The 23,160-nt window shown below is 65.4% G+C and carries 21 protein-coding genes; 13 read left to right on the top strand and 8 right to left on the bottom strand.

What is annotated here, in order from left to right:
* The first annotated feature begins 23 nt into the window (after nucleotides 1–23).
* Together mtgA and ACODS0_RS19965 are read left to right on the top strand one after the other, a co-directional pair.
* On the top strand, nucleotides 24–758 hold the full coding sequence (mtgA, locus tag ACODS0_RS19960) for a monofunctional biosynthetic peptidoglycan transglycosylase (protein WP_488836710.1): 735 nt from the start codon (nucleotides 24–26) through the stop codon (nucleotides 756–758).
* 31 nt (nucleotides 759–789) lie between these two features.
* Nucleotides 790–1,119 (top strand): hypothetical protein, encoded by a 330-nt coding sequence (locus tag ACODS0_RS19965; protein WP_488836711.1) that lies wholly within the window; start codon nucleotides 790–792, stop codon nucleotides 1,117–1,119.
* Between the two features lie 48 nt (nucleotides 1,120–1,167).
* Here ACODS0_RS19965 and ACODS0_RS19970 read toward each other — a convergent pair whose 3' ends face one another.
* On the bottom strand, nucleotides 1,168–2,667 hold the full coding sequence (locus ACODS0_RS19970; RefSeq protein WP_488836713.1) for a cytochrome P450: 1,500 nt from the start codon (nucleotides 2,665–2,667) through the stop codon (nucleotides 1,168–1,170).
* A 25-nt stretch (nucleotides 2,668–2,692) separates the two neighbouring features.
* Here ACODS0_RS19970 and ACODS0_RS19975 point away from each other — a divergent pair, with 25 nt between their 5' ends.
* From ACODS0_RS19975 to ruvC, 4 genes are all read left to right on the top strand, one after another.
* Nucleotides 2,693–3,604 (top strand): AraC family transcriptional regulator, encoded by a 912-nt coding sequence (locus ACODS0_RS19975; RefSeq protein WP_228896224.1) that lies wholly within the window; start codon nucleotides 2,693–2,695, stop codon nucleotides 3,602–3,604.
* A gap of 84 nt (nucleotides 3,605–3,688) precedes the next feature.
* Entirely contained in the window at nucleotides 3,689–4,462 is a 774-nt protein-coding gene (locus ACODS0_RS19980; RefSeq protein ID WP_488836716.1) for a lysophospholipid acyltransferase family protein, read from the top strand.
* A gap of 2 nt (nucleotides 4,463–4,464) precedes the next feature.
* Nucleotides 4,465–5,457, top strand: coding sequence for a phosphatidate cytidylyltransferase (locus ACODS0_RS19985; RefSeq protein ID WP_055395967.1), 993 nt, complete (start codon nucleotides 4,465–4,467; stop codon nucleotides 5,455–5,457).
* Nucleotides 5,458–5,539: 82 nt separating this feature from the next.
* Nucleotides 5,540–6,088: a crossover junction endodeoxyribonuclease RuvC gene (gene ruvC / locus ACODS0_RS19990; RefSeq protein ID WP_055395965.1), complete on the top strand. Its 549-nt coding sequence runs from the start codon at nucleotides 5,540–5,542 to the stop codon at nucleotides 6,086–6,088.
* A gap of 131 nt (nucleotides 6,089–6,219) precedes the next feature.
* On the opposite strand, the gene ACODS0_RS19995 is transcribed toward ruvC, so the two are convergent.
* Together ACODS0_RS19995 and ACODS0_RS20000 are read right to left on the bottom strand one after the other, a co-directional pair.
* Nucleotides 6,220–6,972 carry a M48 family metallopeptidase gene (locus ACODS0_RS19995; protein WP_488836718.1) on the bottom strand — a complete coding sequence of 251 codons (753 nt, stop codon included), beginning with the start codon at nucleotides 6,970–6,972 and terminating at the stop codon, nucleotides 6,220–6,222.
* Nucleotides 6,973–7,328: 356 nt separating this feature from the next.
* Nucleotides 7,329–7,814, bottom strand: a complete 486-nt coding sequence (locus tag ACODS0_RS20000) for a CZB domain-containing protein (protein ID WP_055395973.1) — start codon at nucleotides 7,812–7,814, stop codon at nucleotides 7,329–7,331.
* Nucleotides 7,815–8,017: 203 nt separating this feature from the next.
* Between ACODS0_RS20000 and ACODS0_RS20005 the strand changes: the two genes are divergently transcribed.
* The gene (locus ACODS0_RS20005) at nucleotides 8,018–9,046 is read left to right on the top strand and encodes an LLM class flavin-dependent oxidoreductase (RefSeq protein ID WP_488836721.1); all 1,029 of its coding nucleotides are present in this window, start codon (nucleotides 8,018–8,020) and stop codon (nucleotides 9,044–9,046) included.
* Between the two features lie 18 nt (nucleotides 9,047–9,064).
* Here the strand turns inward: ACODS0_RS20005 and ACODS0_RS20010 are convergent, their stop codons facing one another.
* Nucleotides 9,065–9,841 (bottom strand): hypothetical protein, encoded by a 777-nt coding sequence (locus ACODS0_RS20010; protein WP_488836723.1) that lies wholly within the window; start codon nucleotides 9,839–9,841, stop codon nucleotides 9,065–9,067.
* Nucleotides 9,842–10,058: 217 nt separating this feature from the next.
* The gene (locus tag ACODS0_RS20015) at nucleotides 10,059–10,808 is read right to left on the bottom strand and encodes an SDR family NAD(P)-dependent oxidoreductase (RefSeq protein ID WP_055395971.1); all 750 of its coding nucleotides are present in this window, start codon (nucleotides 10,806–10,808) and stop codon (nucleotides 10,059–10,061) included.
* 234 nt (nucleotides 10,809–11,042) lie between these two features.
* Here ACODS0_RS20015 and gspF point away from each other — a divergent pair, with 234 nt between their 5' ends.
* The 3 genes from gspF to ACODS0_RS20030 all read left to right on the top strand — a co-directional run bounded on the left by gspF (nucleotide 11,043) and on the right by ACODS0_RS20030 (nucleotide 13,755).
* Nucleotides 11,043–12,275 (top strand): type II secretion system inner membrane protein GspF, encoded by a 1,233-nt coding sequence (gspF, locus tag ACODS0_RS20020; protein WP_488836725.1) that lies wholly within the window; start codon nucleotides 11,043–11,045, stop codon nucleotides 12,273–12,275.
* 4 nt (nucleotides 12,276–12,279) lie between these two features.
* Nucleotides 12,280–13,212, top strand: coding sequence for a 5'-nucleotidase (locus ACODS0_RS20025; RefSeq protein ID WP_121421141.1), 933 nt, complete (start codon nucleotides 12,280–12,282; stop codon nucleotides 13,210–13,212).
* A gap of 180 nt (nucleotides 13,213–13,392) precedes the next feature.
* On the top strand, nucleotides 13,393–13,755 hold the full coding sequence (locus ACODS0_RS20030; RefSeq protein WP_488836810.1) for an EF-hand domain-containing protein: 363 nt from the start codon (nucleotides 13,393–13,395) through the stop codon (nucleotides 13,753–13,755).
* Nucleotides 13,756–13,842: 87 nt separating this feature from the next.
* Here ACODS0_RS20030 and ACODS0_RS20035 read toward each other — a convergent pair whose 3' ends face one another.
* From ACODS0_RS20035 to ACODS0_RS20045, 3 genes are all read right to left on the bottom strand, one after another.
* Nucleotides 13,843–14,274: a hypothetical protein gene (locus ACODS0_RS20035; protein WP_029414343.1), complete on the bottom strand. Its 432-nt coding sequence runs from the start codon at nucleotides 14,272–14,274 to the stop codon at nucleotides 13,843–13,845.
* Between the two features lie 319 nt (nucleotides 14,275–14,593).
* On the bottom strand, nucleotides 14,594–15,100 hold the full coding sequence (locus ACODS0_RS20040) for a cyanophycin metabolism-associated DUF1854 family protein (protein WP_176887015.1): 507 nt from the start codon (nucleotides 15,098–15,100) through the stop codon (nucleotides 14,594–14,596).
* 23 nt (nucleotides 15,101–15,123) lie between these two features.
* Nucleotides 15,124–17,430 (bottom strand): cyanophycin metabolism-associated ABC transporter, encoded by a 2,307-nt coding sequence (locus ACODS0_RS20045; protein WP_488836729.1) that lies wholly within the window; start codon nucleotides 17,428–17,430, stop codon nucleotides 15,124–15,126.
* Between the two features lie 255 nt (nucleotides 17,431–17,685).
* On the opposite strand from ACODS0_RS20045, the gene ACODS0_RS20050 reads away from it, so the two are divergent.
* The 3 genes from ACODS0_RS20050 (at nucleotide 17,686) to ACODS0_RS20060 (ending at nucleotide 23,065) form a co-directional block, all read left to right on the top strand.
* Nucleotides 17,686–19,890: a cyanophycin synthetase gene (locus ACODS0_RS20050; protein ID WP_488836731.1), complete on the top strand. Its 2,205-nt coding sequence runs from the start codon at nucleotides 17,686–17,688 to the stop codon at nucleotides 19,888–19,890.
* A 98-nt stretch (nucleotides 19,891–19,988) separates the two neighbouring features.
* Nucleotides 19,989–22,568: a cyanophycin synthetase gene (gene cphA, locus ACODS0_RS20055; protein WP_488836733.1), complete on the top strand. Its 2,580-nt coding sequence runs from the start codon at nucleotides 19,989–19,991 to the stop codon at nucleotides 22,566–22,568.
* Nucleotides 22,565–23,065 (top strand): CreA family protein, encoded by a 501-nt coding sequence (locus tag ACODS0_RS20060; protein WP_488836735.1) that lies wholly within the window; start codon nucleotides 22,565–22,567, stop codon nucleotides 23,063–23,065. Before cphA ends, ACODS0_RS20060 begins: the two co-directional genes overlap by 4 nt.
* Nucleotides 23,066–23,160: the final 95 nt, after the last annotated feature.

Here is a 23,160-nt window from a genome sequence, read left to right on the forward strand (position 1 = left end):
CCCACACGAGGAGACACACCGCGATGAAAGCCGTGCTGCGCTGGCTGGGACTGGTGGTGCTCGCCTTCGTGGCGCTGCAGCTGTTCTTTGTGGTCCGTATCGCTGCCATGGTGGTCATCGACCCCGAATCCACCAGCTTTCAGCGCTCCGAGGCCTGGACGCTGCTCACCACCAAAGGCAGCGTCCCCTGGCGCCAGCAGTGGATGCCCTACGCCAGCATCTCCGACCAGCTCAAGCGCGCCGTGATCGCCTCGGAAGACGATGGCTTTGTGAGCCACGACGGCGTGGACTGGAATGCCATCGAAAAAGCCTGGGAGCGCAACGCAAAGGCCGAGGCCCTGGCCAACAAAGCCCAGGCCCGAGCCCCCGACCGCCCCGTGCGCGCCCCCAAGATCCGTGGCGGCTCCACCATCACGCAGCAACTGGCCAAGAACCTGCTGCTCTCCGGCGAACGCACGCTGCTGCGCAAGGGGCAGGAATTTGTACTCACGCTGCTGCTGGAGCAGCTGCTGAGCAAGCAGCGCATCCTGGAGATTTATCTGAACAGCGTGGAATGGGGCGAAGGCGTGTTCGGCGCCGAGGCGGCCGCGCAGCACTACTTCCGCAAAAGCGCCTCGCGCCTGAGCGCCACGGAAGCCGCGCGGCTGGCGGTAATGCTGCCTGCACCCAAGCGGTTTGAGAAGACACCGGGGTCGGCGTATCTGGCGGGAAGGACGCGGACGATTTTGGGTCGGATGGGGAGTGCGGAGCTGCCGTGAAGGATCCAGTGCTCAACGGAAGGATTTGCTGATGATATTCACGCGAGCCGAGCGTTGGGTGGCCGCCGCAAACATCGCACTGGTTGTTGTCTTTAGCGCCTGGAGCCTCGGGGTCGCCTATGGCGAGATTCCACTCTCAGCATGCTGTGGCGTTCCGAGCTATGTCGAGGCCGTGCTGGCAACACTGAACTTCCCTTCGTGGTTGCCCTCCGCACTTGCCGCGAAAGCTCTCCATGGTCAGGACTTCACCGCATTCATTGCCTTCAAGCAACTGGTGTGGATCACCCTCTGCGGGCCGCAATGGTGGGCCTACATCTCCATCTATCGGTTTTTGAGAAATCGGCGACGCTCCTCTCCGTAGCAGTACCTCGGCATCAGTCTGGGGAGCAAATTGCCAAGCTAAAAGCGTCTACCCCCTTCGCGCTAGCAGCAGCGTTACTGGTTCCTCCGGCCGTAAAGTCACCTGCAACTTCGGCACACACACCGCCACCCCCTCCGGCAACCGCAGCCGGTACCGCTGCAGCAACATCGCCGCCAGCAGCGTCATCTCCAGCATCGCAAAGTGCTGCCCAATACAGACGCGTGGCCCCACTCCAAACGGTATCCACGCGCCTCTGGGGATGGCCGGGGCGTCATCCAGAAAACGCTCCGGCACAAAGCGGTCGGCCTGGGCAAACCAGCGTTCATCCCGGTGCAGCACCCAGGGCGTGATGCGCAGCATGGCGCCCTGGGGCACCTCCACGCCGCCCAGCGTGATGGGTGCGGTGGTGCGCCGGGTCATCAGCGCGGCAATGGGCGGGTACAGGCGCAGCGCCTCCTTGAGGGTTGCGGCCAGAAAGGGCAACCGGGCAAGGTGCTCGGGGCCGGGCGTCTGGCCCGGGGGCAGCACGCTGTCCACCTCGGCCTGTGCGCGTTGCGCGGCCTCGGGGTGTTCGGCCATCAGGCGGCTCCACCACAGCAGCGTGGTGGCGCTGGTCTCGTGCCCGGCCTGGAAGCTGACCATGCACTGGTCGAACACTTCCTGCGGCGACAGCGGCTCGCCGGTGGATTCGTCGCGCAGCGCCAGCAGCATGTGCAGCAGGTCAGTGCGTGGCGGGGCGCCTGCTGAATCTGCCGCATCCCGGCTGCGCGCACCGATGTGGCGCTGCACCAGCCCCTTGAGTGCCTTGAGCGCGCGCCGCTTGGCGGCCTTGCCGGGCAGGGGCAGCCAGTCGGGCAGCGTGAAGGGCATGAACATTTCTCGGAAGGCTGTCTCCGACAGCGTCTGCGTGGCCCAGGCGGCATCGCGCGCGTCGGCCTGGGCCGATTCGCTGAACAGCGTGCGCAGGATCACGTCCATGGCCACATCGGTCCAGAGCGTGTCCATGGCCACCAGCGCTTCGGACTGGCCTGCGGGCACGGCAGCATCGAGCGCGCTGCGGGCGGCATCGGTCATGAGCTGCGCGTAGCCCGCCACGCGTTTGGGGGTAAAAGCAGGCATCAACATGCGGCGCTGGCGCTGCCAGGTGTCGCCCTCGGTCACCAGCACGCTCTGGCCGAACACCTGCTCGAACACGGCGATGCCGCGCTCCCAGCGGATCAGGTGGTCTGCGTGGGTAACCAGCGCCTCGCGCACGAGGTCGGGCGACAGGAGGTCCCAGGCATCTTCATTACCCAGGCGCATGCGAGTCAGGTCGCCATGGTCACGCTGCAGACGGGTGACGAAACCGAGGTAATCGGCCCGCATCTCCCACAGCAAGGGCAGGCCCCACCAGCGGCTGGGCGGGCCACCGGGCTCGGGGAGCCGGGCTGGCGCAAGCTGCGCAGAGGGGGAAGGTGTTGCGGGCTTCGATGGGGCAGTGGTGATGGCGTGGTTCATGGTGCGGATGGTGCGGTGCAGCAGCGGGCAGGTATTGAACGAATTCGACATCGCCCCTGGCCTACACTCGCGCCCCATGGCAACCCTGGTCCCACCTTCCGCACGGCATCCGCAGGGGCTGATCCCCTCGGGCCAGCTGTGGCTGCCGCGCGCCAGCCTGTCGGCCTGCCTGCGCGGCACCATGGTGCGCAGCACACTCGGCTACACGCTCACGGATGCGCAACGCATCAACCGCTTTCCGGCCACGCCCCTTTGCAGCCTGAGCTGGTGGTTTGAAGGCCGCAGCGAAGCCCTGGTGGCAGACCGCCCCGACACCCTGCCCGGCCTGCACAGCCCGCGCGAGGCGTATCCCGGCCGCTGGGTGCTGGCGGGCCCCCAGACCCGGCCCAGCGCCAGCTATTGCGCAGCGCCCACCCACGCCATGATGGTGATGTTCATGCCCGACGCGCTGCACCAGCTCACCGGCCTGGAGCCTGAGGCGCTGACTGACCGTTTCGTGGATGCGCAAACCGTGCTGCCACCCGACTGGATCGCGATGTGCGAAGCCGTGCAGCACCAGCCGGGCGATGCCGCCCGCATGGACTGCCTGGAGGCGTTTCTGGAACCCCGCTGGCAAGCCTGCCGTCCCGCGCAGGCGCTGCAGGTGCAGCGCTACGGCGACTGGGCCATGCACCTGGCACAACGCGCCGCCGTGTCGGCTCCCGGCCGCAGCCTGCGCCAGCTGGAGCGCCGCATCAAGCGCTGGGCCGGACTGCCGCTGCGCGAGCTGCGCGGCTTTGGCAAGGCCGAGCAGGCGTTTTTCGACACCATCGCTTCGGACGCCGCGAAGGGCACCGTGAAATGGGCCGATGTGGCGGCAGGCGCGGGCTTCTCGGACCAGTCGCACCTGTGCCGCGTCACGCGGCGCATTACCGGCTATGCCCCACAGGCGCTGTACGACGGCATCTACGGCGACGAGGCGTTCTGGGCATATCGCATCTGGGTGTAGTGGCCTGGGTAGCTGCAGCCGCCCGGCTGCGGCCCGCCACAGTACACGCCCGGCAGGGCACACCCGCCACGTATCATCCCCGCCATGCTTGCCAAGTTGATGAGTTTCCTTCTGCTGGGGATCGTGCGGTTTCTGACCGGTTCCCAGGCCCGCTGGTACGGCTGCCCGCCCAAGGCCGAGCAGCGCATTTATTTCGCCAATCACCAGAGCCACGCCGACATGGTGCTGATCTGGGCGGCCCTGCCCGAGGAGCTGCGCAGCATCACGCGGCCCATTGCCGCCAAGGATTACTGGACCAAGACGCCGTTCCGCCAGTGGATCACCACCGCCGTATTCAACGCCGTGTATGTAGACCGTCAGGCCACGCCTGCGCGGCCCCCGGCTCCCCAGGCGGTGGAGCCGGTGGGCGTGCTGGAGGCCCTTGCCACCGCCGCCAGCGACGCGGACACCGCCATGGCGGGCGGCCCCGATCCGTCGCCCGAAGCCCCGCCCCGCGCGCCCACCCCCGAGGAACTGCGCGCAGCCCTGCCCGAGTCCGACCCGCTGGCCCCTCTGGTGCGTGCGCTGGAGAGCGGAGACTCCATCGTGATCTTTCCCGAAGGTACGCGCGGCCATGGCGACGAGCCGCAGCCGTTCAAGTCAGGCCTGTTCAAGCTGGCGCAAATGTTCCCGCAGGTGGTGCTGGTGCCCGCCTGGATCAACAACGTGCAGCGCGTAATGCCCAAGGGCGAAGTGGTGCCAGTGCCCATCCTGTGCTCGGTGACTTTTGGAGAGCCTGTGCAGCTGGAGGCAGGTGAAGAGCGTCGCCCGTTCCTCGACCGGGCACGCCGTGCAGTCATCGCGCTCAGGGAAGTCTGAATATGAACAACTTCCTCCGCAATTTGACTGCCACCCAGCAGGTCGGTGCCCTGTTCCTGGTGATGTTTGGCATCCTGTCCGTCGTCACCATCTGGGCCTTCGTACGCAATCTGCGCGAACACGCCAGCGACGACCCTGAGTCCGAAGCCCGCATTCTCGAAGCCAAGCGTTTCTGGGGGCTGCTCAAAACATCCTGGATGATGGCTTCCGTCTTCTGGATTGGCTGGGTGCTGGGCGACACGGTAGCCACCGTGCTGTTTGCCATCGTGGGGTTTTTTGCGCTGCGCGAGTTCATCACGCTGTCGCCCACACGGCGTGGCGACCACCGCAGCCTGGTGCTGGCGTTTTTTGTGGTGCTGCCGCTGCAGTTCTGGATCGTGGGCAGCAAGCACTTTGACCTGTTCACGGTGTTCATCCCCGTCTACGTGTTCCTGGCCTTGCCTGTGGTGAGTGCGCTGGCCAATGACCCGCAGCGTTTTCTGGAGCGCAACGCCAAACTGCAGTGGGGCATCATGGTGTGCGTGTACGGCATGAGCCACGTGCCCGCGCTGCTGCTGCTGGACTTTCCGGGCTACCGCGACAAGGGCGCGTTTCTGGTGTTTTTCCTGGTGTTTGTGGTGCAGACCTGCATGCTGGTGCAGCACCTGCTGGGGCGGCGCTTTCCGCACAAGCCCGTGGCGCCGCAGGTGAGCCAGAGTTTTCAGTGGACGAGCTGGCTGGCCGGTGTGGCGGCCGGGGGGCTGGCCGGCGGGCTGCTCACATTCATCACCCCGTTCAAGCCAGGCCAGGCGCTCGGTATGGCGCTGCTGGCTTGCGTGGCGGGCAGCCTGGGGCACCTGGTGATGAAGGCCCTGAAGCGCGACCGCGGGATCACCAGCTGGGGCATGCAGGGCATGTCGGTCACCGGTGCGGGTGGCCTGCTCGACCGGGTGGACGCGCTGTGTTTTGCTGCGCCGGTGTTTTTCCATTCGGTGCGCTGGTACTTCGGTCTGTAAATGAACCGGCCCAGAAGTTTTCAAGAAAATTGACATCTAGCGCTTTACCAACAAGCGATAGCAGCTATCAAATAGTGAGCAAATGCGCATCTTAGGCATCGACCCCGGCCTGCAGACCACCGGATTTGGCGTGGTAGACATGGACGGCCACAAGCTCAGCTACGTGGCCAGCGGCACCATCCGCACCACCACGCTGGCGCTGGGCGATCTGCCCGGGCGCCTGAAGATCCTGTTCGACGGCATCACCGAAGTGGCGGCCCGCTATGAACCCGATGTGGCATCGGTCGAGATCGTGTTCGTCAACGTCAACCCCCAGTCCACCCTGCTGCTGGGCCAGGCACGGGGCGCCTGCATCACGGCCCTGGTGGCGAGCAATTTGCCGGTGGCCGAATACACCGCGCTGCAGATGAAAAAAGCCGTGGTCGGCCACGGCCGCGCCGCCAAGAGCCAGGTGCAGGAGATGGTGCGGCGCCTGCTCAGCCTGCCCGGCGTGCCAGGCACCGACGCGGCCGATGGCCTGGGCATGGCCATCACACATGCGCATGCGGGTGCTGCCATGGGGCGGCTGGGCGAAGCCGCCACGCTGAACCGGCGCCAGCATGCGATGTACAAGGGTGGGCGGAGTTACTGACCCCAGGCGAGCCAAAGCACCGCCGCGCGGATGGGCGCCCACGGCCGCGGGGATGTCGAAATGTGCGGACAAAAAAATACCGCGCCTGAAGACGCGGTACTGCCCCACCAGGCTTTAGCAACAGCGAAAGGTCAGACCACCTGCGTCTTCATCCGGTCCGCCCGCTCCTTGGGTGACGGATGGGTAGACAAAAAGCTGGTCGAATCCCCGCCCGACATGGCGGCGAGTTTTTCCAGCGCAGTGACGCAAGCGGCGGGCTGGTAGCGCTTGGCCTTCATGAAGCCCATGGCGTAGTCGTCAGCCTCGCGCTCGTTGCTTTGCGAGTGCTGGGCACGCACCACTTTCTCGAACAGGTCGCCCAGCTGCGAGCTGGCAATGGCACCGGCCTTGCCGTTGCTCGACGCCACGGCATTGCGCAGCGCGCTGGTGCGCAGGGCGGTCTGGATGCGGGCCTTGGTGTGGCCGGCCTTGACGTGGCCGATCTCGTGGCCGATCACATAGCGCACTTCATCGTCGGTGAACTTGTCCATCAAACCCGAATACACCCGGATGGTGCCGTTGGCCATGGCAAAGGCGTTGATCTCGGGCGTGAGGTAGACCTTGAAGTTCATCTTGAGGCCGTCGTGGGTGCCCAGGCCCGAGGTAAGTTTGGCCAAACGCTTGGCATAGGGGTTGCCTGCCGGAGCCACCTGGTTCTGGCTGTCCATCTCGGCGGACATCTGGTCGAACGTGCTCTTGAGTTCCTCGTCCGACAGGCTCTCGGACTTGGCCAGGTCCTTGCCTGCATCCAGCATCTTGCCCAGGTCAAACTGCGCCCACACGGGCGATACGGCGCTCACGCCGGAAGCCAGGGTTACGAGCGTCAACAATTTACGGCGGTCCATGGGGTTCCCTCTCTGACGTGGTCAGCTTCTTGATTGGTCTTGAATCGATGGGTCGATTGTGTTTTTGCGCAACCAACTGCAAGCAATGGTTGGCGCGCGCCGAAGGATAGCCACGCCAACGGCGTTTCTCGCTGGCGGCCGTGTCTTCAGATGTAAGAACTGTGTGCCGATGCTGGCGTGCGGGCCGAAACGGTGGGGACTGGGCGAGGTTGCGGCGCCGGAAATGTTCGCTGAATTCAGATAAAAATGGCCTTGGCGCTTGTGTATAAAGCGTTTTAAGCTATCAAAAACAGAGCTACCATTCACACAGCGCCGAGTGGCCCTGGCCGTGCCTGTGTACACCGCGCCCCAAGGTATCAGCGCCCCAGGCCCCGCTTGAGTTCCTTGAGCAGCAACAGCACCTGGTTGGACGCATGGCGGCAGCTGCTGTTGAGCAGTTGCACGGCCTTTTGCTGCTCGCCCGCCTGGAACGCAGTCACCACATCGGCCGCCTGCTGGTGAAAGTATTTGTGCCGGGCCACCAGCATGTCGAACGCGGGGTAATGCCCCAGCCGCACGCGCCCCGTGCCATAGAGCCATCGGCCCAGGTCGCAGCGGTCGTCCTGGCAGATGCGTTCGGGCCGCATCACTTCCTGCGAGCGGCCATTGACCATGTCCTGCAGCTGCAGGCGCCAGCGCTCATGGCTGGCAATGGCCGCGTCGATATCGATTTCGGTCATGAGCATGGAGGCGTACTCGGCGTCCAGCACCAATTCGCTGCCGTTGTCTTCCATGGCCCAGGTGGTGTCAGGGCTGGTGGGATCTTGCTCCCGGATCTTGAACAGACGACTGAAAAAACCCATGCTTGGTCCCTGTGGAGGCACCCCGTCCGCCAGCACCAGGAATGGTCCTGCCGGAAATGCCTTGAAACATTCTGTGGGGCGCGCGCGGTTTTGGCTACCAAAAAATGACCTCTTGGTAAAAACCGTGCGCGTCAACCCTTCTGTCCCTGCCAGCTCTGCCCCTGTAGCCAGCAGCAATGTGGCCAGGGCCAGACAATGCACGGATGACTCCCACTGCTCAACGCCCCGCCCTGTCCATGCTCGACCTCGTCGCCGTCCGGGAGGGCGGGACCGTAGCCGATGCGCTGCAGATTGCCCTGCGCACCGCGCAACATGCTGAAAAGCTGGGTTTTGCCCGTTACTGGCTGGCAGAGCACCACAACATGGCGGGCATTGCCAGCTCAGCCACCGCCGTGCTGGTGGGCCACATTGCCGGTGGTACCTCGCGCATCCGTGTGGGTTCTGGCGGCGTGATGCTGCCCAACCACGCGCCTCTGGTGGTGGCCGAGGCCTTTGGCACCCTGGCCGAGCTGTACCCGGGCCGCATCGACCTGGGACTGGGCCGCGCGCCGGGCACGGACCCCACCACCATGCGCGCACTGCGCCGCAGCCGGGTGGAGACAGCCGATGATTTTCCGCAGGACGTCGCAGAGTTGCAGCGCCTGCTGGCCCCGGCCGAACCAGGCCAGCGCCTGATTGCCATGCCCGGTGCGGGTACCAACGTGCCGATCTGGCTACTGGGCTCCAGCCTGTTTTCGGCGCAACTGGCGGCGGAGCGCGGGCTGCCGTATGCCTTTGCCTCGCACTTTGCACCGCGCCTGCTGCACCAGGCCATTGACCTGTACCGCAACCTGTACCGGCCGTCCGCCGCCTGGCCCCAGCCCTATGTGGTGATTGGGGTGCCGCTGATTGCAGCGCCCACGGATGAAGAAGCGGAGTTTCTGGCCAGCAGCACCTACCAGCGGGTGCTGGGCATTCTGACCGGCGACCGGCGCCGCCTGCTGCCGCCCGTTGAGAACTACGCCGCGCAGCTGCAGCCCCAGGAGCGCGCCGCAATTGGCGACTTTCTGGCCGCTGCCGTGATCGGCGGGCCCGACACGGTGCGCGCGGGCCTTGCACAGCTCACCGAAGCCACCGGGGCCAATGAGCTGATGCTGGTGAGCGATGTCTACGACCCAGCACTGCGCCTGCGCTCGCTGGATATTGCGGCACAGGCCCACGCCGAAGCGTGGGAAACCTGCCAAGCCCCTTGAGGAGGGCCGGGGGAGGGCTTAGCTCTTTTGCCCGGTGTAGACGAAAGTTTCTGCCTTGCTCGCACTCTGCCCCATGATCACGATCGCTTGGGTGGTGTCGTTGTACAGAACAACGTGTTGAACAACCACGCCATCGCCCACGGGGCAGGTGGCTCCGCTGAAGGTGAGCGGCAGATCAAACACGTTCCGGCCGCTGGCGCGGGGCACCACGGTGCCGCGAACGGAGCAGCCCGGGTAGGAGGGAATAGACACCAATCCACCTGTGGAAATGGAAACCGACACCAGGGGCTCTCGCACCTGATTGCCAATGCCAGTGCCGGAATACGTACCCAGCAACTCGCTCACGACAGCAGGCTGCTCGTAGAGCACGCCATAGGTACCGGTGAACTTCACGCCCTTGGAATCCGTGACCTGCACCGAATCCCGCACCGCGTACTTGCCGCTATAGCTGACCGCCACCGTCGTCCGGCTGGCAAGGTTTGCCTCATCCACCACATTGAGATAGCGCCCGGTGCCAGAGACAACATCTGGGCCCGACGTCTGAACGGCGCCTTGCGATATGCCCACCACGGCGCCCACTGCATCGGTCAGGATGCTCCAGGATTCGCCGTTCTCCAGCACCACACCCTGCACATTCAGAGGGTCGGTGGTCGCCCCGGTCCACAGGCCTTCCACGCCGGTGACCACGGTCGCAGGAGGCTTTGGCGCAGGTGGCGCCACATCATCCCCGCCTCCGCCGCAAGCAGATAACACCAAAGCGGCAACCAGTCCTCCCAGGGCAGTCGTCTTATTCACTTTCTTCTCCTTTGTGAGTCAAATCTGGGGGGCTGCGCCATGGCGCGGCCCCAACTGCCGCATCTTAAGCGCAGGCACCGCAAGCGGCACAGGGCAAAATGGCATCCGGTGGCGGGCCGTCTCACCCACGCCACATCGGGTTCGAGGAGAACTTCATCAGAGGCAGCCACCCTTTCCAGCCATCCAGTTTCCATGGCTCCAACGCCGCGCCGGTGTTTTATCGCGCCAGGTAGCCGCCATCCACCGGGTAATACGCCCCGGTCACAAACGACGCCTTGCTGGACGCCAGCCAGGTCACCAGCTCGGCCACCTCTTCAGGTTGCCCCAGGCGGCCGATGGGGTGGGCGCCCACCAGCATCGCGTTGATGCCAGCATCCTGCTCCAGCCCGCTGATCATGGGCGTGTGGATAAAGGCAGGCCCGACGGCATTGATGCGCACGCCATGGGCGCTGTATTCAATCGCAGCCGCCTTGGTCAGCCCCACCACACCATGTTTGGCCGCGGTATAGGCCGGGGCGGTGGCAAAACCCACCGATCCCAGGATGGATGCCATGTTGATGATGGAGCCGCCGCCATTCTTGAGCATGGCTGCGATCTGGTATTTCATGCCGTAAAACACGCCGGAGAGGTTGATGTTGATGACCTGGGCCCAGCCATCCAGGGGGTAATCGGCCGTGGCCGCCTGCGGGCCGCCGATGCCCGCGTTGTTGCAGGCGATGTCCAGCCGGCCGTAGTGGGCCACGGTGCGGTTCACCAGCGCTTCGCAGTCCTCAGGCTTGCCCACATCGGCAGCCACAAAAATGGCATCGCCCCCGGCTGCGCGTACCAGCGCCGCCGTTTCCTCACCCGCCTGCACATTCACATCCGACACCACCACCTTGGCGCCTTCGCGCGCCCACACCAGCGCAATGGCACGCCCAATGCCCGACGATGCCCCGGTGACCAACGCAACCTTGTTCTTCAGCATGAAAGACTCCTTGTTCATTCAGAACACCTGCAACCCGATGCCACAGATCGCTTTTCATTCTGCGCGCCCAATGCGTCAGCGCCTTGACCTGGGTCATCCCGCTGGCAAGGGTACTGGCCCACAGCCATGGGCCTTGGGTACCGGCTACCATCAGGGGCTGCAAGGTTTTCGCCCGCATCAGCCTGTTGTGTGACCGCCTGATTTCCACGCCACCGCCATACCGCCCGCACCCGCATGCCTGCATTTTCCTTTGAAGCCCTGGACGCCCAGGGCCAGACCCGCAAGGGCCTCATGGAGGCCGACACCGCCAAGGCCGCGCGCAGCCTGCTGCGAGCCCAGGCCCTGGTGCCCCTGGCGGTAGAGCTGGTGCAGACCGGCCAGTCGCTGGATGGCAGCTCGGCCAGCCTGGGCCAGCGCCTGTTCACACGGCCCGTGTTCAGCGCCACGGGCCTTTCGATCTGGACGCGGCAGATTGCCGGGCTGGTGTCTTCCGGCCTGCCGCTGGAGCGCGCCCTCACGGCACTGTCTGAAGAAGCCGACGACGAACGCCAGCGCCACCTGGTGGCCGCACTGCGCGCTGAGGTCAATGCCGGAGCCACGTTTGCGCGCGCCCTGTCGCAGCACCCGCGCGAGTTTTCCGACATCTACTGCGCGGTGATCGGCGCGGGCGAGCACAGCGGCAACCTGGGCCTGGTGCTGGAACGCCTGGCCGACGACCTGGAAGAACGCCAGGCGCTCAAGGCAAAACTGGTGGGCGCAGCGCTCTACCCCGCCATCGTGACCATCGTCGCCATCGTGATCGTGCTCTTCCTCGTGGGCTACGTGGTGCCCCAGGTGGCCAGCGTGTTTGCGGGCACCAAGCGGGCGCTGCCGTTTCTGACCGTGGCCATGCTGGGCATCAGCGCTTTTGTACGCAGCTATGGCTGGATGATGCTGATTGCTTCTGTTTTGATAGCTTTTAGCACACGCTGGGCGCTGACCATCGGGCATGTTCGCGAAAAATTCGATGCCGCCTGGCTCAACCTGCCGCTGGTGGGCAAACTGGCGCGCGGCTACAACGCGGCGCGTTTTGCGGCCACCTTGGCCATGCTGGCGGGTGCGGGCGTACCCATCCTCAAGGCGCTGCAGGCCGCCGCCGAAACGCTGAACAACCGCGCCCTGCGCGCCGATGCACTCGAAGCGCTGGTGCTGGTGCGCGAAGGTGCGCCCCTGGCCTCGGCGCTGGCGCAGAAAAAGCGCTTCCCCGGCCTACTGTCCATGTTTGCGCGCCTGGGCGAGCAGACGGGGCAACTGCCGGTGATGCTGCAGCGCGCCGCCAGGCAGCTTTCCACTGAGGTCCAGCGCCGCGCCATGGCGCTGGCAACCATCCTGGAGCCTTTGCTCATCGTCGGCATGGGCTTGATCGTGATGCTCATCGTGCTGGCCGTGCTGCTGCCGATCATCCAACTGAATCAGTTCGTGAAGTGACTTTATGGCCGTGACCCTAGACGACAAGCTGGTGGTGGCGATCTCATCGCGGGCGCTGTTCAACTTCGAGGAGGAAAACCGCGTCTTCGAGCACGAGAGGGATGACCGCGCCTATGTGGACCTGCAGCGCCAGCGCCTGGACGTGCCCGCCGCACCCGGCGTGGCGTTCTCGCTGGTGCGCAAGCTGCTCGCCTTCAACACCTCGGAGCACCAGCGGGTGGAGGTGGTGCTTCTCTCGCGCAATGACCCGGTCAGTGGGATGCGCGTCTTCCGCTCCTGCAACGCCCATGGCCTGCCCACCATCCAGCGCGGCGTGTTCACCCAGGGGCGTGACCCGTTTCGCTACCTGCGACCGCTGGGCGCACACCTGTTCCTGTCTGCCAACGAGGCCGATGTGCGCGAGGCGCTGCACCTGGGCTACCCGGCCGCGCGGGTGATCACCGAATCGGTACAGGCAGGCGACGCCAACCCGCAGGAAGTGCGCATTGCCTTTGACGGCGACGCCGTGCTGTTCTCCGATGAGGCCGAGCGCGTGTACCAGGCCGAAGGCCTGGCCGCCTTCCAGCAGCACGAAACCGACAAGGCCGCCCTGCCTCTGCCCGATGGCCCGTTCAAGCCCCTGTTGGCGGCGCTACACCGGCTGCAATCCGCCGGAGAGGCCGGCGGCACCACCGGCATGCGCATCCGCACCGCACTGGTCACGGCGCGCAGCGCCCCGGCGCACGAACGCGCTATCCGCACGCTGATGGACTGGAACATCGATGTGGACGAAGCCATGTTCCTGGGTGGCCTACCCAAGGGCGAATTCCTGCGCGAATTCGAACCCGACTTTTTCTTCGACGACCAGACAGGCCATGTGACCTCAGCCGCCCGTCATGTGCCAGCCGGCCATGTGAACAGCGGTATCTCCAACCCCCTGCGCCCTGCTGGCGATTAACCCGGGGCCGGGCACGGACCCGCGTTCCTTCGAAAAGTTTTGCAATCCCCTGCAACTCCCGGTGAAAGCTGCAAGCCTTGGGTTGCATTCCGCCCACGCACGCCCAGCTGTGCCAACATCGTTGCCAGTCCACAGAAGGAGCCTGTTTTGCACATCAGATTTTCCCTGGCCGCCTGCGTGATGAGCACCCTGGCGACAGCCTTGGGCACCACTGCGCTGGCCATGCCCCCTGCAACTGCGTCGGCACCGCCTGCACCCGCTGCTAGCAGCACCCCCGCGGAATCCCAGGCAGCCCTGACCCAAGGCGAGATCAAGGCCATGCGCGAGTTCAAGATGCTGGACTTCAATGGGGACGGCAAGCTCAGCCGCACCGAGGTCAAGCTCTTTCCCCGCCTGGCCGCCGCGTTCGACGATGCGGATACAGACAAGGATGGCTATGTGTCGTACGAGGAAGTGCGGGCCTTTGCCGCCAAGTACCGCGCGGAGCGGGATCAGCAGCGGGCGGCCCAGGCAGCGGCTCCCGCTTCATCGCCCCGGCCTTGAGGCCAGGATGGGGCAAAAATTGAATGAAATGAGGCCCCAGCGCTTATCAGTTATGCGCAAGAAGCTATAACTTTAGGAGCAAAACCCTCACAAGCCACCAGTGCGCTTGATCTTGGGGTCGGAGTAGGTCAGCGGCTCGTTCTTGACCTGCTGGGCCATGCGCTCCTGCAGGGTCATCTTGTTGATGTCCTGCGCCACCTCCACCGCACTGCCACTGGCCCGCCACATCGACTGGATCAGTTCCAGCAGTTGTTTGTAGATCGGCTCCTTGGGGGGCTCGGGCGGTTCTTCCACGGTGTCTTTTTTCTTGACCTCGGTCCAGTCCCGGTTTGCTACGTCGGGCGCCGAGGGCTTGTCGGGCTCGCGCACGATGGCGCCCTCACCCAGCCGGTCCATGGATTCGACGGGATTGGATGCATTGATGGGCCGCACCGGCGGCGCGCCAGAGGCGCCAGTGGAATACAAATCAGCGCCCTGAGGACGCCAACTCGGCGATCGGTCGACAGGTGGCATTTGCATGGCAGTGGCCCCAATGGTTGATGAATAGATATGCTCGAAGTGCAGAGGCTTTTTCGCCGTCTTCGTAATCTATTACGGCAAAAAGAAGGGGGAATTTAGGTCTTTTTCACCGATTGGCTCAAATTTAGGGTTTTCCCTAATCTTTGTCACCCTTTTGGGAGCATGCGGGGGCCGGATCGGCTCACAGCCGACCGATTGCACTCATTCCCGCACCGGGTCTGGAGCTACTGGCTTGTGGGGGGAGCGGGCACGGCAGGGCTTGGCACTGCCGTTGTGCCTTGCCGGTGGAGACACCGGGAGGACCCCGTACAGGGTCAGATCAGAGAAAGCGTTCCAGCAACCGGCGCGAATGCCGGTCCAGCGCCGTGGTGTCTTTGACGCGGAACTGCACGCCGTCGCCCCCGGCAATCAGCAGGCGGGTGCGTCCGCCCAAGCGGCGGATGTCCTCCTCGGCCTTGAGGACGAGGCTGGCAGGGCCCCGGTCCGTCTCCACCTGCCAGGTGCTGGGGGTGGAGAAGCTCGATACTGCAATGATTCTTTCGATAGTGGGCACAAACTCTCGCACTTCCAACTCTTCTTCGATGAGCTGGCGGGCGGGGGCTGGCAGCTGGTCCAGCCGGTCGATCCACAGCAGTTCGTGGCCGTCAGATCCGATCAGCGAGAGCCCTTCGGCGGGTGCCGCGATGGGGAAGGCCCGCACAGGCGTGACGCCCTCGTGGGCCGTGCCGTCGGCCAGGGTCAGAACCAGCCGACCGTGTGGATTGCGCGCCAAGGTGAACGTGGCGGAGGCGGTGGACGGCGATTGCGGGAAGGAAGGGGTGTTCATGGCGTTTTCCTGCAGTGCAGTCATCACGGGTTGCCCGCAGGGTGGGCGGGGTGCAGCAGGCTGCTGTCGATGATGACGCCGGCCGCCTGGGCGTCTTCTTCGGCACGGCGCGCCTGGGCTTCGTAGAGCCGCCAGTAGGCACCCTGCTTCTCCATGAGTTCGTCGTGCGGCCCGACCTCCACGACCTCGCCCCGGTCCATCACTACCAAGCGGTCGGCCTTGCGCAGGGTGGACAGGCGGTGGGCGATGGCAATCGTGGTACGGCCCTGCACCAGGTTGTCGAGCGCCTTCTGGATTTCCTTCTCGGTCTCGGTGTCCACGGCCGAGGTGGCCTCGTCCAGGATCAGGATGCGCGGGTCGATCAGCAATGCGCGGGCAATGGAAATGCGCTGGCGCTCGCCGCCCGACAGGCCCTGGCCGCGCTCGCCCACCAGCGAGTCGTAGCCGTGCGGCAGGCGCAGGATGAATTCGTGCGCGTGGGCGGCGCGGGCCGCCGCCACGATCTCTTCGCGCGTGGCGTCGGGCTTGCCGTAGGCAATGTTCTCGGCGATGGTGCCGAAGAACAGGAACGGTTCCTGCAGCACCAGGCCAATGTGGCGGCGATAGTCGGCCACAGCAAAACGGCGGATGTCGATGCCGTCGACCTGGATGGAGCCGTCGCTCACGTCATAAAAACGGCTGATCAGGTTGACCAGCGTGCTCTTGCCCGAGCCGCTGTGGCCCACAAGGCCAATCATCTCGCCAGGGCGAATCTCCAGATCCAGCCCCTTGATGACGGCGCGGCTGCCATACCGAAAGCCCACGCCCTGCATGGTGATCGCGCCCTTGACCTTGTCCACCTTCACGGGTTGGGCCGGGTCGGGCACGTTGCTCACATGGTCAAGGATGTCGAAGATGCGCTTGGCACCGGCGGCAGCCTTTTGCGTGACCGACACTATGCGGCTCATCGAATCCAGCCGCCCGTAGAACCGGCCGATGTAGGCGATGAAGGCCGTGAGCACACCCACCGTGATCTGGTTGCGCGACACCAGCCAAATGCCGAAGCCCCACACCACCAGCAAGCCAATTTCAGTGAGCAGCGAGACGGTGGGCGTGAACAGGCTCCAGGTCTTGTTGAGCTTGTCGTTGACTTCCAGGTTGTGCTGGTTGGCGTCGCGAAAACGCTGGGCCTCGCGCTTTTCCTGGGCAAAGGCCTTGACCACGCGGATGCCGGGGATGGTGTCGGCCAGCACGTTGGTCACTTCGGACCACACGCGGTCGATCTTTTCAAACCCGGTGCGCAAGCGGTCGCGCACGGTGTGGATCATCCAGCCGATGAAGGGCAGCGGCACCAGCGTGACCAGCGCCAGCCATGGGTTGATGGAGAACAGAATGGCCGCCGTCATCATGATCATGAGCACGTCGGTCACAAAATCCAGGGCGTGGAGGGACAGGAAAACGTTGATGCGGTCCGTCTCGGAGCCAATCCGCGCCATCAGATCGCCCGTGCGCTTGCCGCCAAAGTAGTCCAGCGACAGGCGCAGCAGGTGCTCGTAGGTGGTGGTGCGCAGGTCGGCGCCGATGCGTTCGGACACCAGCGCCAATATATAAGTGCGCGCCCAGGAGAGGCCCCAGGCCGCCAGGGCCGACAACAGCAGGCCGCTCAGGTACAGCAGCACCAGGCCTGGCTCGATCTGCTTGCCGTTCTGGAACGGGATCAGGATGTCATCCATCAGCGGGATGGTCAGATACGGCGGCACCAGGGTGGCCGCCGTGGACGCCAGGGTCAGCGCAAAACCGGCGGCCAGTTGCTTGCGGTAGGGCCGGGCAAAGCGCCACAGGCGCAGCAGCACCCAGGTGGAAGTTTGGGGCGGCTGGGCGCGGGCGCAGGCGGGGCACTCTTCGGTGTCGGGCGGGAGGGGCGTGTGGCAGGTGGGGCAGGCGGGTTCGTCAGCCTCGTCCTCGGCGCCGTTGTCACCCCGGGCGCTTTGCTGGTCAAAACGCTGCAGCAGACGCAGGGCCTGGGCGTGGTGCGCCAGGGTAAAGCGCCACAGCGCCAAGCGCTCGCGGGGGCTGTGCAGCTCCAGCGAGCCCACACCGCCATGGTCGTGCAGCTTGAGCGCCAGGCCATCGCCCAGGGGCCAGCTGCGCCAGGCCGTGGTGCCCGCATCGCAGGCCAGCAGCCGTTCAGACGTCACCACCACCCAGCCTGCCGCAAAGCGCAGCACCGTGCTCAGGTCAACCTGAAGCGCTGCCAGTACGTTTTCTTTGGGAGCGAGCATGGCCCGCAGATCGGCCCCCAGAGAGCCAGAAAAGACACCCGAGGCGTCCACAGAATGGTGATGTTGCATTTTTGGTTGGTTTTTCCGCCCCCGGCTGCCTGCGGTGACCGATCTCGCGAAAGCGCGAATTCTCCCCGATACTGCATGCCACGGTGCGACGGCATCCTCATTTAACGCCTCTGGCGCTCATTTGGCTGACACTGCACGCAGCCCCAGGACTGGAGCACAATCCTCGTCCACAAAAGTTCCCTTTCCAAGTTTCCTCCTCTCCCGCATAGCCCATATAGCCCTTACCCGGCCGGACCAACACACCCGCTGCAATCCATGGCGAAACTCAACGACATCCAACTGCTTCGCATCAACTACCTGCGCGGCCCCAATATCTGGACCTACCGGCCTGTACTGGAAGTCTGGCTGGACCTGGGCGATCTGGAGGACTACCCCTCCAACCTGCTGCCCGGCTTCAACGACCGCCTTACCGCCTGGCTGCCCGCACTGATCGAACACCACTGCGGCGTGGGCGAGCGCGGCGGTTTCCTGCAGCGCCTGCAGGAAGGCACCTGGTGTGGCCATGTGCTGGAGCACATCGTGATCGAGCTCTTGAACCTGGCGGGTATGCCCACCGGCTTTGGCCAGACGCGCAGCACCAGCCAACGCGGCGTGTACCGCATGGTGTTCCGGGCGCGCGATGAGAGCGTGGCGCGCGTGGCGCTGGCCCAGGGCCATGCACTCATCATGGCGGCCATCAACGACCAGCCTTTTGACGTGCAGGCCGCCGTAGCGCGTGTGCGCACCGAGGTGGACGACCAGTACCTTGGCCCCAGCACGGCCTGCATCGTCACCGCCGCCACCGACCGGGGCATTCCCCACATCCGCCTGAACGACGGCAACCTGGTGCAGCTGGGCTATGGCGCCAGCCAGCGCCGCATCTGGACGGCCGAAACCGAGTTCACCAGCGCCATCGCCGAAGGCATTGCCAGCGACAAGGACCTGACCAAGAGCCTGCTCAAGTCCTGCGGCGTGCCCATCCCCGAAGGCCAAGTGGTCAACAGCCCCGAAGAAGCCTGGGCAGCCGCGCAGGACATCGGCCTGCCCGTGGTGGTCAAGCCCTCTGACGGCAACCATGGCCGGGGTGTGACGCTGGATCTGCACAAGCAGGCAGACATCGAGGGCGCCTACCACGTGGCCTACCCCGAGGGTAGCGACGTCATGGTCGAGAGCTTCATCCCCGGCGACGAGCACCGCCTGCTGGTGGTGGGCGGCAAAGTGGTCGCAGCGGCACGTGGTGAGGTGGTCACCATCACCGGCAACGGCCGCTCCACCGTCAAGGAGCTGGTCGACACCCAGCTCAACTCCGACCCGCGCCGGGGCTACGAAGAAGAGTACCCGCTCGAAATCATCGACCTGGCCACTGACACCAAGGTGCAACTCGAACTCAAGCGCCAGGACCTGGACGCCGACTCGGTGCCCGCAGCAGGCCGCCAGGTGGTGGTGCAGCGCAACGGCAACGTGGCGGTGGACTGCACGGACGACGTGCACCCCGAGGTGGCCTACATCGCCCAGCTCGCCGCCAAGGTGGTGGGACTGGACATCGCCGGTATCGACATGGTGGCCAAGGACATCTCCAAGCCCCTGCACGCCCAGGGCGGCGCGATTGTCGAAGTCAACGCAGGCCCAGGCCTGCTGATGCACCTGAAGCCCGCCGTGGGTGCCCCGCGCCCTGTGGGCCAGGCCATTGCAGAGCATCTGTTCCCGTCGGAAGACGATGCGGGCCAGGCAGGCCGTATTCCGCTGGTGGGCGTGGCGGGCACGCGCGGCACCTCAACCATCGCGCGGGTCGTGGCCTGGCTGCTGCACCTGAGCGGGCACCACACCGGCTTGGCATGCCGCGAAGGGCTGTTCCTGGACCGCCGCTGCGTCGAATCGACCGATTGCGCGCATTGGGAGGCCGCCCACCGCCTGCTGATGAACAAGACCGTGCAGGCCGCCGTGATCGAAAGCGACGCGCGCACTATCCTGCGGGATGGCCTGGCCTACGACCGCTGCCAGGTGGGTGTGGTGACCGATATGGACGGCGTGGAAACGCTGGCCGAATTCGATGTGCACGAACAGGACCAGATGACCAAGGTGATGCGCACCCAGGTGGACGTGGTGCTGTCCGAAGGCGCAGCGGTGCTCAACGCCGCCATCCCGCAGGTGGCCGACCTGGCGCCGCTGTCGGACGGTGCCGTGGTGCTGTATGCGCAAGATGCGACCCTGCCCGTGATCGTGGAACACCGCGCCACCGACAACGGCCGCGCCGTGATCGTGAAGAACGGCCGCGTGGTGCTGGCCACGGGCAGTGCCGAGCACGTGCTGGGCTCGCTGGCAGACCTGACCTTTGGGCGCAATGCCGTGGCGCCCGACACCGACGCGCTGCTGGCGGCCATCGGCACGGCCTGGGCGCTGAACATTGCCCCCGACCTGATCGGTGCGGGCATCAAGACCTTTGAGCCCGAGCTGGTCCCCACCGCCGCACTGCGGTCGTGATGGCACCTCGCGCATTAGCTTTAGTTTGTTGTTTGACCTCGCATCCCACGACCTGAACAGGGCCTCAGCGCCCTGATGGACCACTGAAAGAGACTTCCATGGATGTATCCCGCACCCGGGCCCTGCGCGGCCCCAACCTCTGGAGCCGCCACATGGCCATCGAGGCCGTGGTGACCTGCGCCGAAAACGAGCGCGCCGTGGGCCAGATGGCCGGGTTCGAAGCCCGCCTGCGGGCCCTGTTTCCCGCCATCGGCGCGCTGCACCCCGAAACCGGGGGCGGCGATGTCTCGCTGGCCCATGTGCTGCAGACTGCCGCCCTGGCATTGCAGGCGCAGGCAGGTTGCCCTGTCACCTTTGCGCGCACCACCGCTACCACGGATGCGGGTGTGTACCAGGTGGTCGTGGAATACAGCGAAGAGGCCGTGGGCCGCAAAGCCTTTGAGTATGCGCAGCAACTCATCAAGGCAGCGCAAGGCGAAGGCAATTTTGATGCCGACACCGTGATTGCCGAGCTGCGCGAACTCGACGAAGACGAGCGCCTGGGCCCCAGCACCGGCTCCATCGTGGACGCCGCCGTGGCGCGCGGCATCCCCTACCGCCGCCTCACGCGTGGCAGCCTCGTGCAGTTTGGCTGGGGCTCCAAGCAGCGCCGTATCCAGGCGGCCGAGGTGGATTCGACCAGCGCCGTGGCCGAATCCATCGGCCAGGACAAGGACCTGACCAAACGCCTGCTGCATGCCGCTGGCGTGCCCGTGCCGCTGGGCAAGCCGGTCGAGAGCGTGGACGAAGCCTGGGAAGTGGCCTTGAAGGTCGGCCTGCCCGTGGTGGTCAAGCCGCAGGATGGCAACCAGGGCAAGGGTGTGACCGTCAACATCACCGACCGCGCCCAGCTCGAAGAAGCCTACAAGAACGCCGCCGAATACGGCACCGTGATGGTCGAGCGCTTTTTGCCGGGCCATGACTTCCGCCTGCTGGTGGTCGGCGACCAACTGGTGGCCGCTGCACGCCGCGAACCGCCCCAGGTGCTGGGCGACGGCCAGCACACGGTGCGCGAGCTGGTCAACCAGGTCAACCTCGACCCGCGCCGGGGCGAGGGCCATGCCACCTCGCTCACCAAGATCCGGCTCGACGACATTGCCGTGGCCCGCCTGGCCATGCAAGACCTGACGCCCGACTCGGTGCCCGCCAAGGGCCAGCGCGTCGTCCTGCGCAACAACGCCAACCTGTCCACGGGTGGCACCGCCACCGACGTGACCGATGATGTGCACCCCGAGGTTGCCGCACGCGCTGTGGCCGCCGCCCAGATGGTGGGCCTGCACATCTGCGGCGTCGACATGGTGGCCGAGACCGTGCTGCGCCCGCTCGAAGAACAAGGCGGCGGCTTTGTGGAAGTGAACGCCGCCCCCGGCCTGCGCATGCATCTCGCGCCCAGCTACGGCAAGCCCCGCAACGTGGGTCAGGCCATGGTGGACAAGCTCTACGCCCATGGCGACGATGGGCGCATCCCGGTGGTGGCCGTCACCGGCACCAACGGCAAGACCACCACGGCCCGCCTCATCGCCCACCTGTTCACCGCCCAGGGCCTGCGCGTGGGCATGACCAACACCGACGGCGTGTACGTGAACGGCCGCCAGATCGATAGCGGCGACTGCAGCGGCCCAAAAAGCGCGCGCAACGTGCTGCTGCACCCCGAGGTGGATGCAGCCGTGTTCGAGACCGCCCGTGGCGGCATCCTGCGCGAAGGCCTGGGGTTTGACCGCTGCCAGGTGGCCGTGGTGACCAACATCGGCGCGGGCGACCACCTGGGCCTGAACTACATCACCACGGTGGAAGACCTGGCCGTACTCAAGCGCGTGATCGTGCAGAACGTGGCCATCACAGGCTACGGCGTGCTCAACGCGGCCGACCCCATCGTGGCCGCCATGGCGCCCGCCTGCCCTGGCAAGATCATCTTCTTTGCGAGCGACCGCCACCATCCCGTGATGGCCACGCACCGCGCTCAGGGCCACCGCACGGTGTATGTGGATGGCGACTCCATCGTAGCTTCGGAAGGCTCGTGGCGCGAGACCATCCACCTGCGCGACGTACCCATCACACGCAACGGCAAGATCGGTTTTCAGGTCGAGAACGTCATGGCGGCCGTGGCCGCCGCCTGGGGTGTGGGCATGCCCTGGCAGACCATCCGCCGGGGCCTGTCAGGCTTTGTGAACGACAGCGACAACGCGCCCGGCCGCTTCAACATCATGGACTACCGGGGCGCCACCGTGATTGCCGACTACGGCCACAATCCCGACGCCATGCGCGCCCTGGTGGGTGCCGTGGACGCCCTGCCCGCCAAGCGCCGCAGCGTGGTGATCAGCGGTGCGGGCGACCGCCGCGACGAAGATATCCGCGACCAGACCGTGATCCTGGGCGCCGCATTTGACGACGTGATCCTGTACCAGGACGCTGCCCAGCGCGGCCGCGCCGATGGCGAGGTGATGGCCCTGCTGCGTGAGGGCCTGGCGGGCGCATCGCGCACCACACACGTCGAAGAGATTCGCGGTGAGTTCATCGCCATCGACGCCGCCCTGGCGCGCCTGCAACCGGGCGACCTGTGCCTGGTGCTGGTGGACCAGGTCGAAGAAGCATTGGCGCACTTGGCCCAGCGATGCACCGAAACCGGAGCCACTGCATGAACGCAGCCACCACGTTGTGGACCCGTGCGGTGCTTGCCATCGCATCGGCGCTCACCCTGGCCGGAGCGGCCAACGCTGCCAGCGAGAAGATCGGCACCGTAGACACCGCCTTCCAGTGGATCGGCCGCGACCACGACATCCTCGTGGAAGCCTATGACGACCCCGGCGTGTTGGGTGTGACCTGCTACGTCTCGCGCGCCCGTGTGGGCGGCATCAAGGGCACCCTGGGCCTGGCCGAAGACCGCGCCGAAGCCTCGATTGCCTGCCGCCAGGTGGGGCCCATAAGTTTTCCCGAGCCACTCAAGAAGCAGGAAGAAGTGTTCAGCGAACGCATGTCCATCCTGTTCAAACGCCTGCGCATCGTGCGCATGGTGGACCCAGCCCGCAACACGCTGGTGTACCTGACGTACTCCGAAAAGCTCATCGAGGGATCACCGCAAAACAGCGTGACCGCCGTGCCGGTGGACCGGGCCATGGCCATCCCGCTGCGCAAATAAGCGGGCAAGGCCGTACACAACAGAAAGCAGAAAGGGGCCATGGCCCCTTTCTGCTTTTTATATAAAATCAGCCCCTAGCGCTTATCTATCAAGCG

The sequence above is a fragment of the Acidovorax sp. FG60 genome (assembly GCF_057808995.1).

Coding starts and splice junctions, on each gene's coding strand:
- mtgA (WP_488836710.1), top strand. CDS start 24: ATGAAAGCCGTGCTGCGCTGGCTGGGACTGGTGGTGCTCGCCTTCGTG.
- ruvC (WP_055395965.1), top strand. CDS start 5,540: ATGCGCATCTTAGGCATCGACCCCGGCCTGCAGACCACCGGATTTGGC.
- ACODS0_RS20030 (WP_488836810.1), top strand. CDS start 13,393: ATGAGCACCCTGGCGACAGCCTTGGGCACCACTGCGCTGGCCATGCCC.
- ACODS0_RS20015 (WP_055395971.1), bottom strand. CDS start 10,808: ATGCTGAAGAACAAGGTTGCGTTGGTCACCGGGGCATCGTCGGGCATT.
- ACODS0_RS19965 (WP_488836711.1), top strand. CDS start 790: ATGATATTCACGCGAGCCGAGCGTTGGGTGGCCGCCGCAAACATCGCA.
- ACODS0_RS19970 (WP_488836713.1), bottom strand. CDS start 2,667: ATGTCGAATTCGTTCAATACCTGCCCGCTGCTGCACCGCACCATCCGC.
- ACODS0_RS19980 (WP_488836716.1), top strand. CDS start 3,689: ATGCTTGCCAAGTTGATGAGTTTCCTTCTGCTGGGGATCGTGCGGTTT.
- ACODS0_RS20040 (WP_176887015.1), bottom strand. CDS start 15,100: ATGAACACCCCTTCCTTCCCGCAATCGCCGTCCACCGCCTCCGCCACG.
- ACODS0_RS19985 (WP_055395967.1), top strand. CDS start 4,465: ATGAACAACTTCCTCCGCAATTTGACTGCCACCCAGCAGGTCGGTGCC.
- ACODS0_RS20045 (WP_488836729.1), bottom strand. CDS start 17,430: ATGCAACATCACCATTCTGTGGACGCCTCGGGTGTCTTTTCTGGCTCT.
- ACODS0_RS20035 (WP_029414343.1), bottom strand. CDS start 14,274: ATGCAAATGCCACCTGTCGACCGATCGCCGAGTTGGCGTCCTCAGGGC.
- ACODS0_RS20060 (WP_488836735.1), top strand. CDS start 22,565: ATGAACGCAGCCACCACGTTGTGGACCCGTGCGGTGCTTGCCATCGCA.
- ACODS0_RS19975 (WP_228896224.1), top strand. CDS start 2,693: ATGGCAACCCTGGTCCCACCTTCCGCACGGCATCCGCAGGGGCTGATC.
- ACODS0_RS20005 (WP_488836721.1), top strand. CDS start 8,018: ATGACTCCCACTGCTCAACGCCCCGCCCTGTCCATGCTCGACCTCGTC.
- ACODS0_RS20000 (WP_055395973.1), bottom strand. CDS start 7,814: ATGGGTTTTTTCAGTCGTCTGTTCAAGATCCGGGAGCAAGATCCCACC.
- ACODS0_RS19995 (WP_488836718.1), bottom strand. CDS start 6,972: ATGGACCGCCGTAAATTGTTGACGCTCGTAACCCTGGCTTCCGGCGTG.
- gspF (WP_488836725.1), top strand. CDS start 11,043: ATGCCTGCATTTTCCTTTGAAGCCCTGGACGCCCAGGGCCAGACCCGC.
- ACODS0_RS20025 (WP_121421141.1), top strand. CDS start 12,280: ATGGCCGTGACCCTAGACGACAAGCTGGTGGTGGCGATCTCATCGCGG.
- cphA (WP_488836733.1), top strand. CDS start 19,989: ATGGATGTATCCCGCACCCGGGCCCTGCGCGGCCCCAACCTCTGGAGC.
- ACODS0_RS20050 (WP_488836731.1), top strand. CDS start 17,686: ATGGCGAAACTCAACGACATCCAACTGCTTCGCATCAACTACCTGCGC.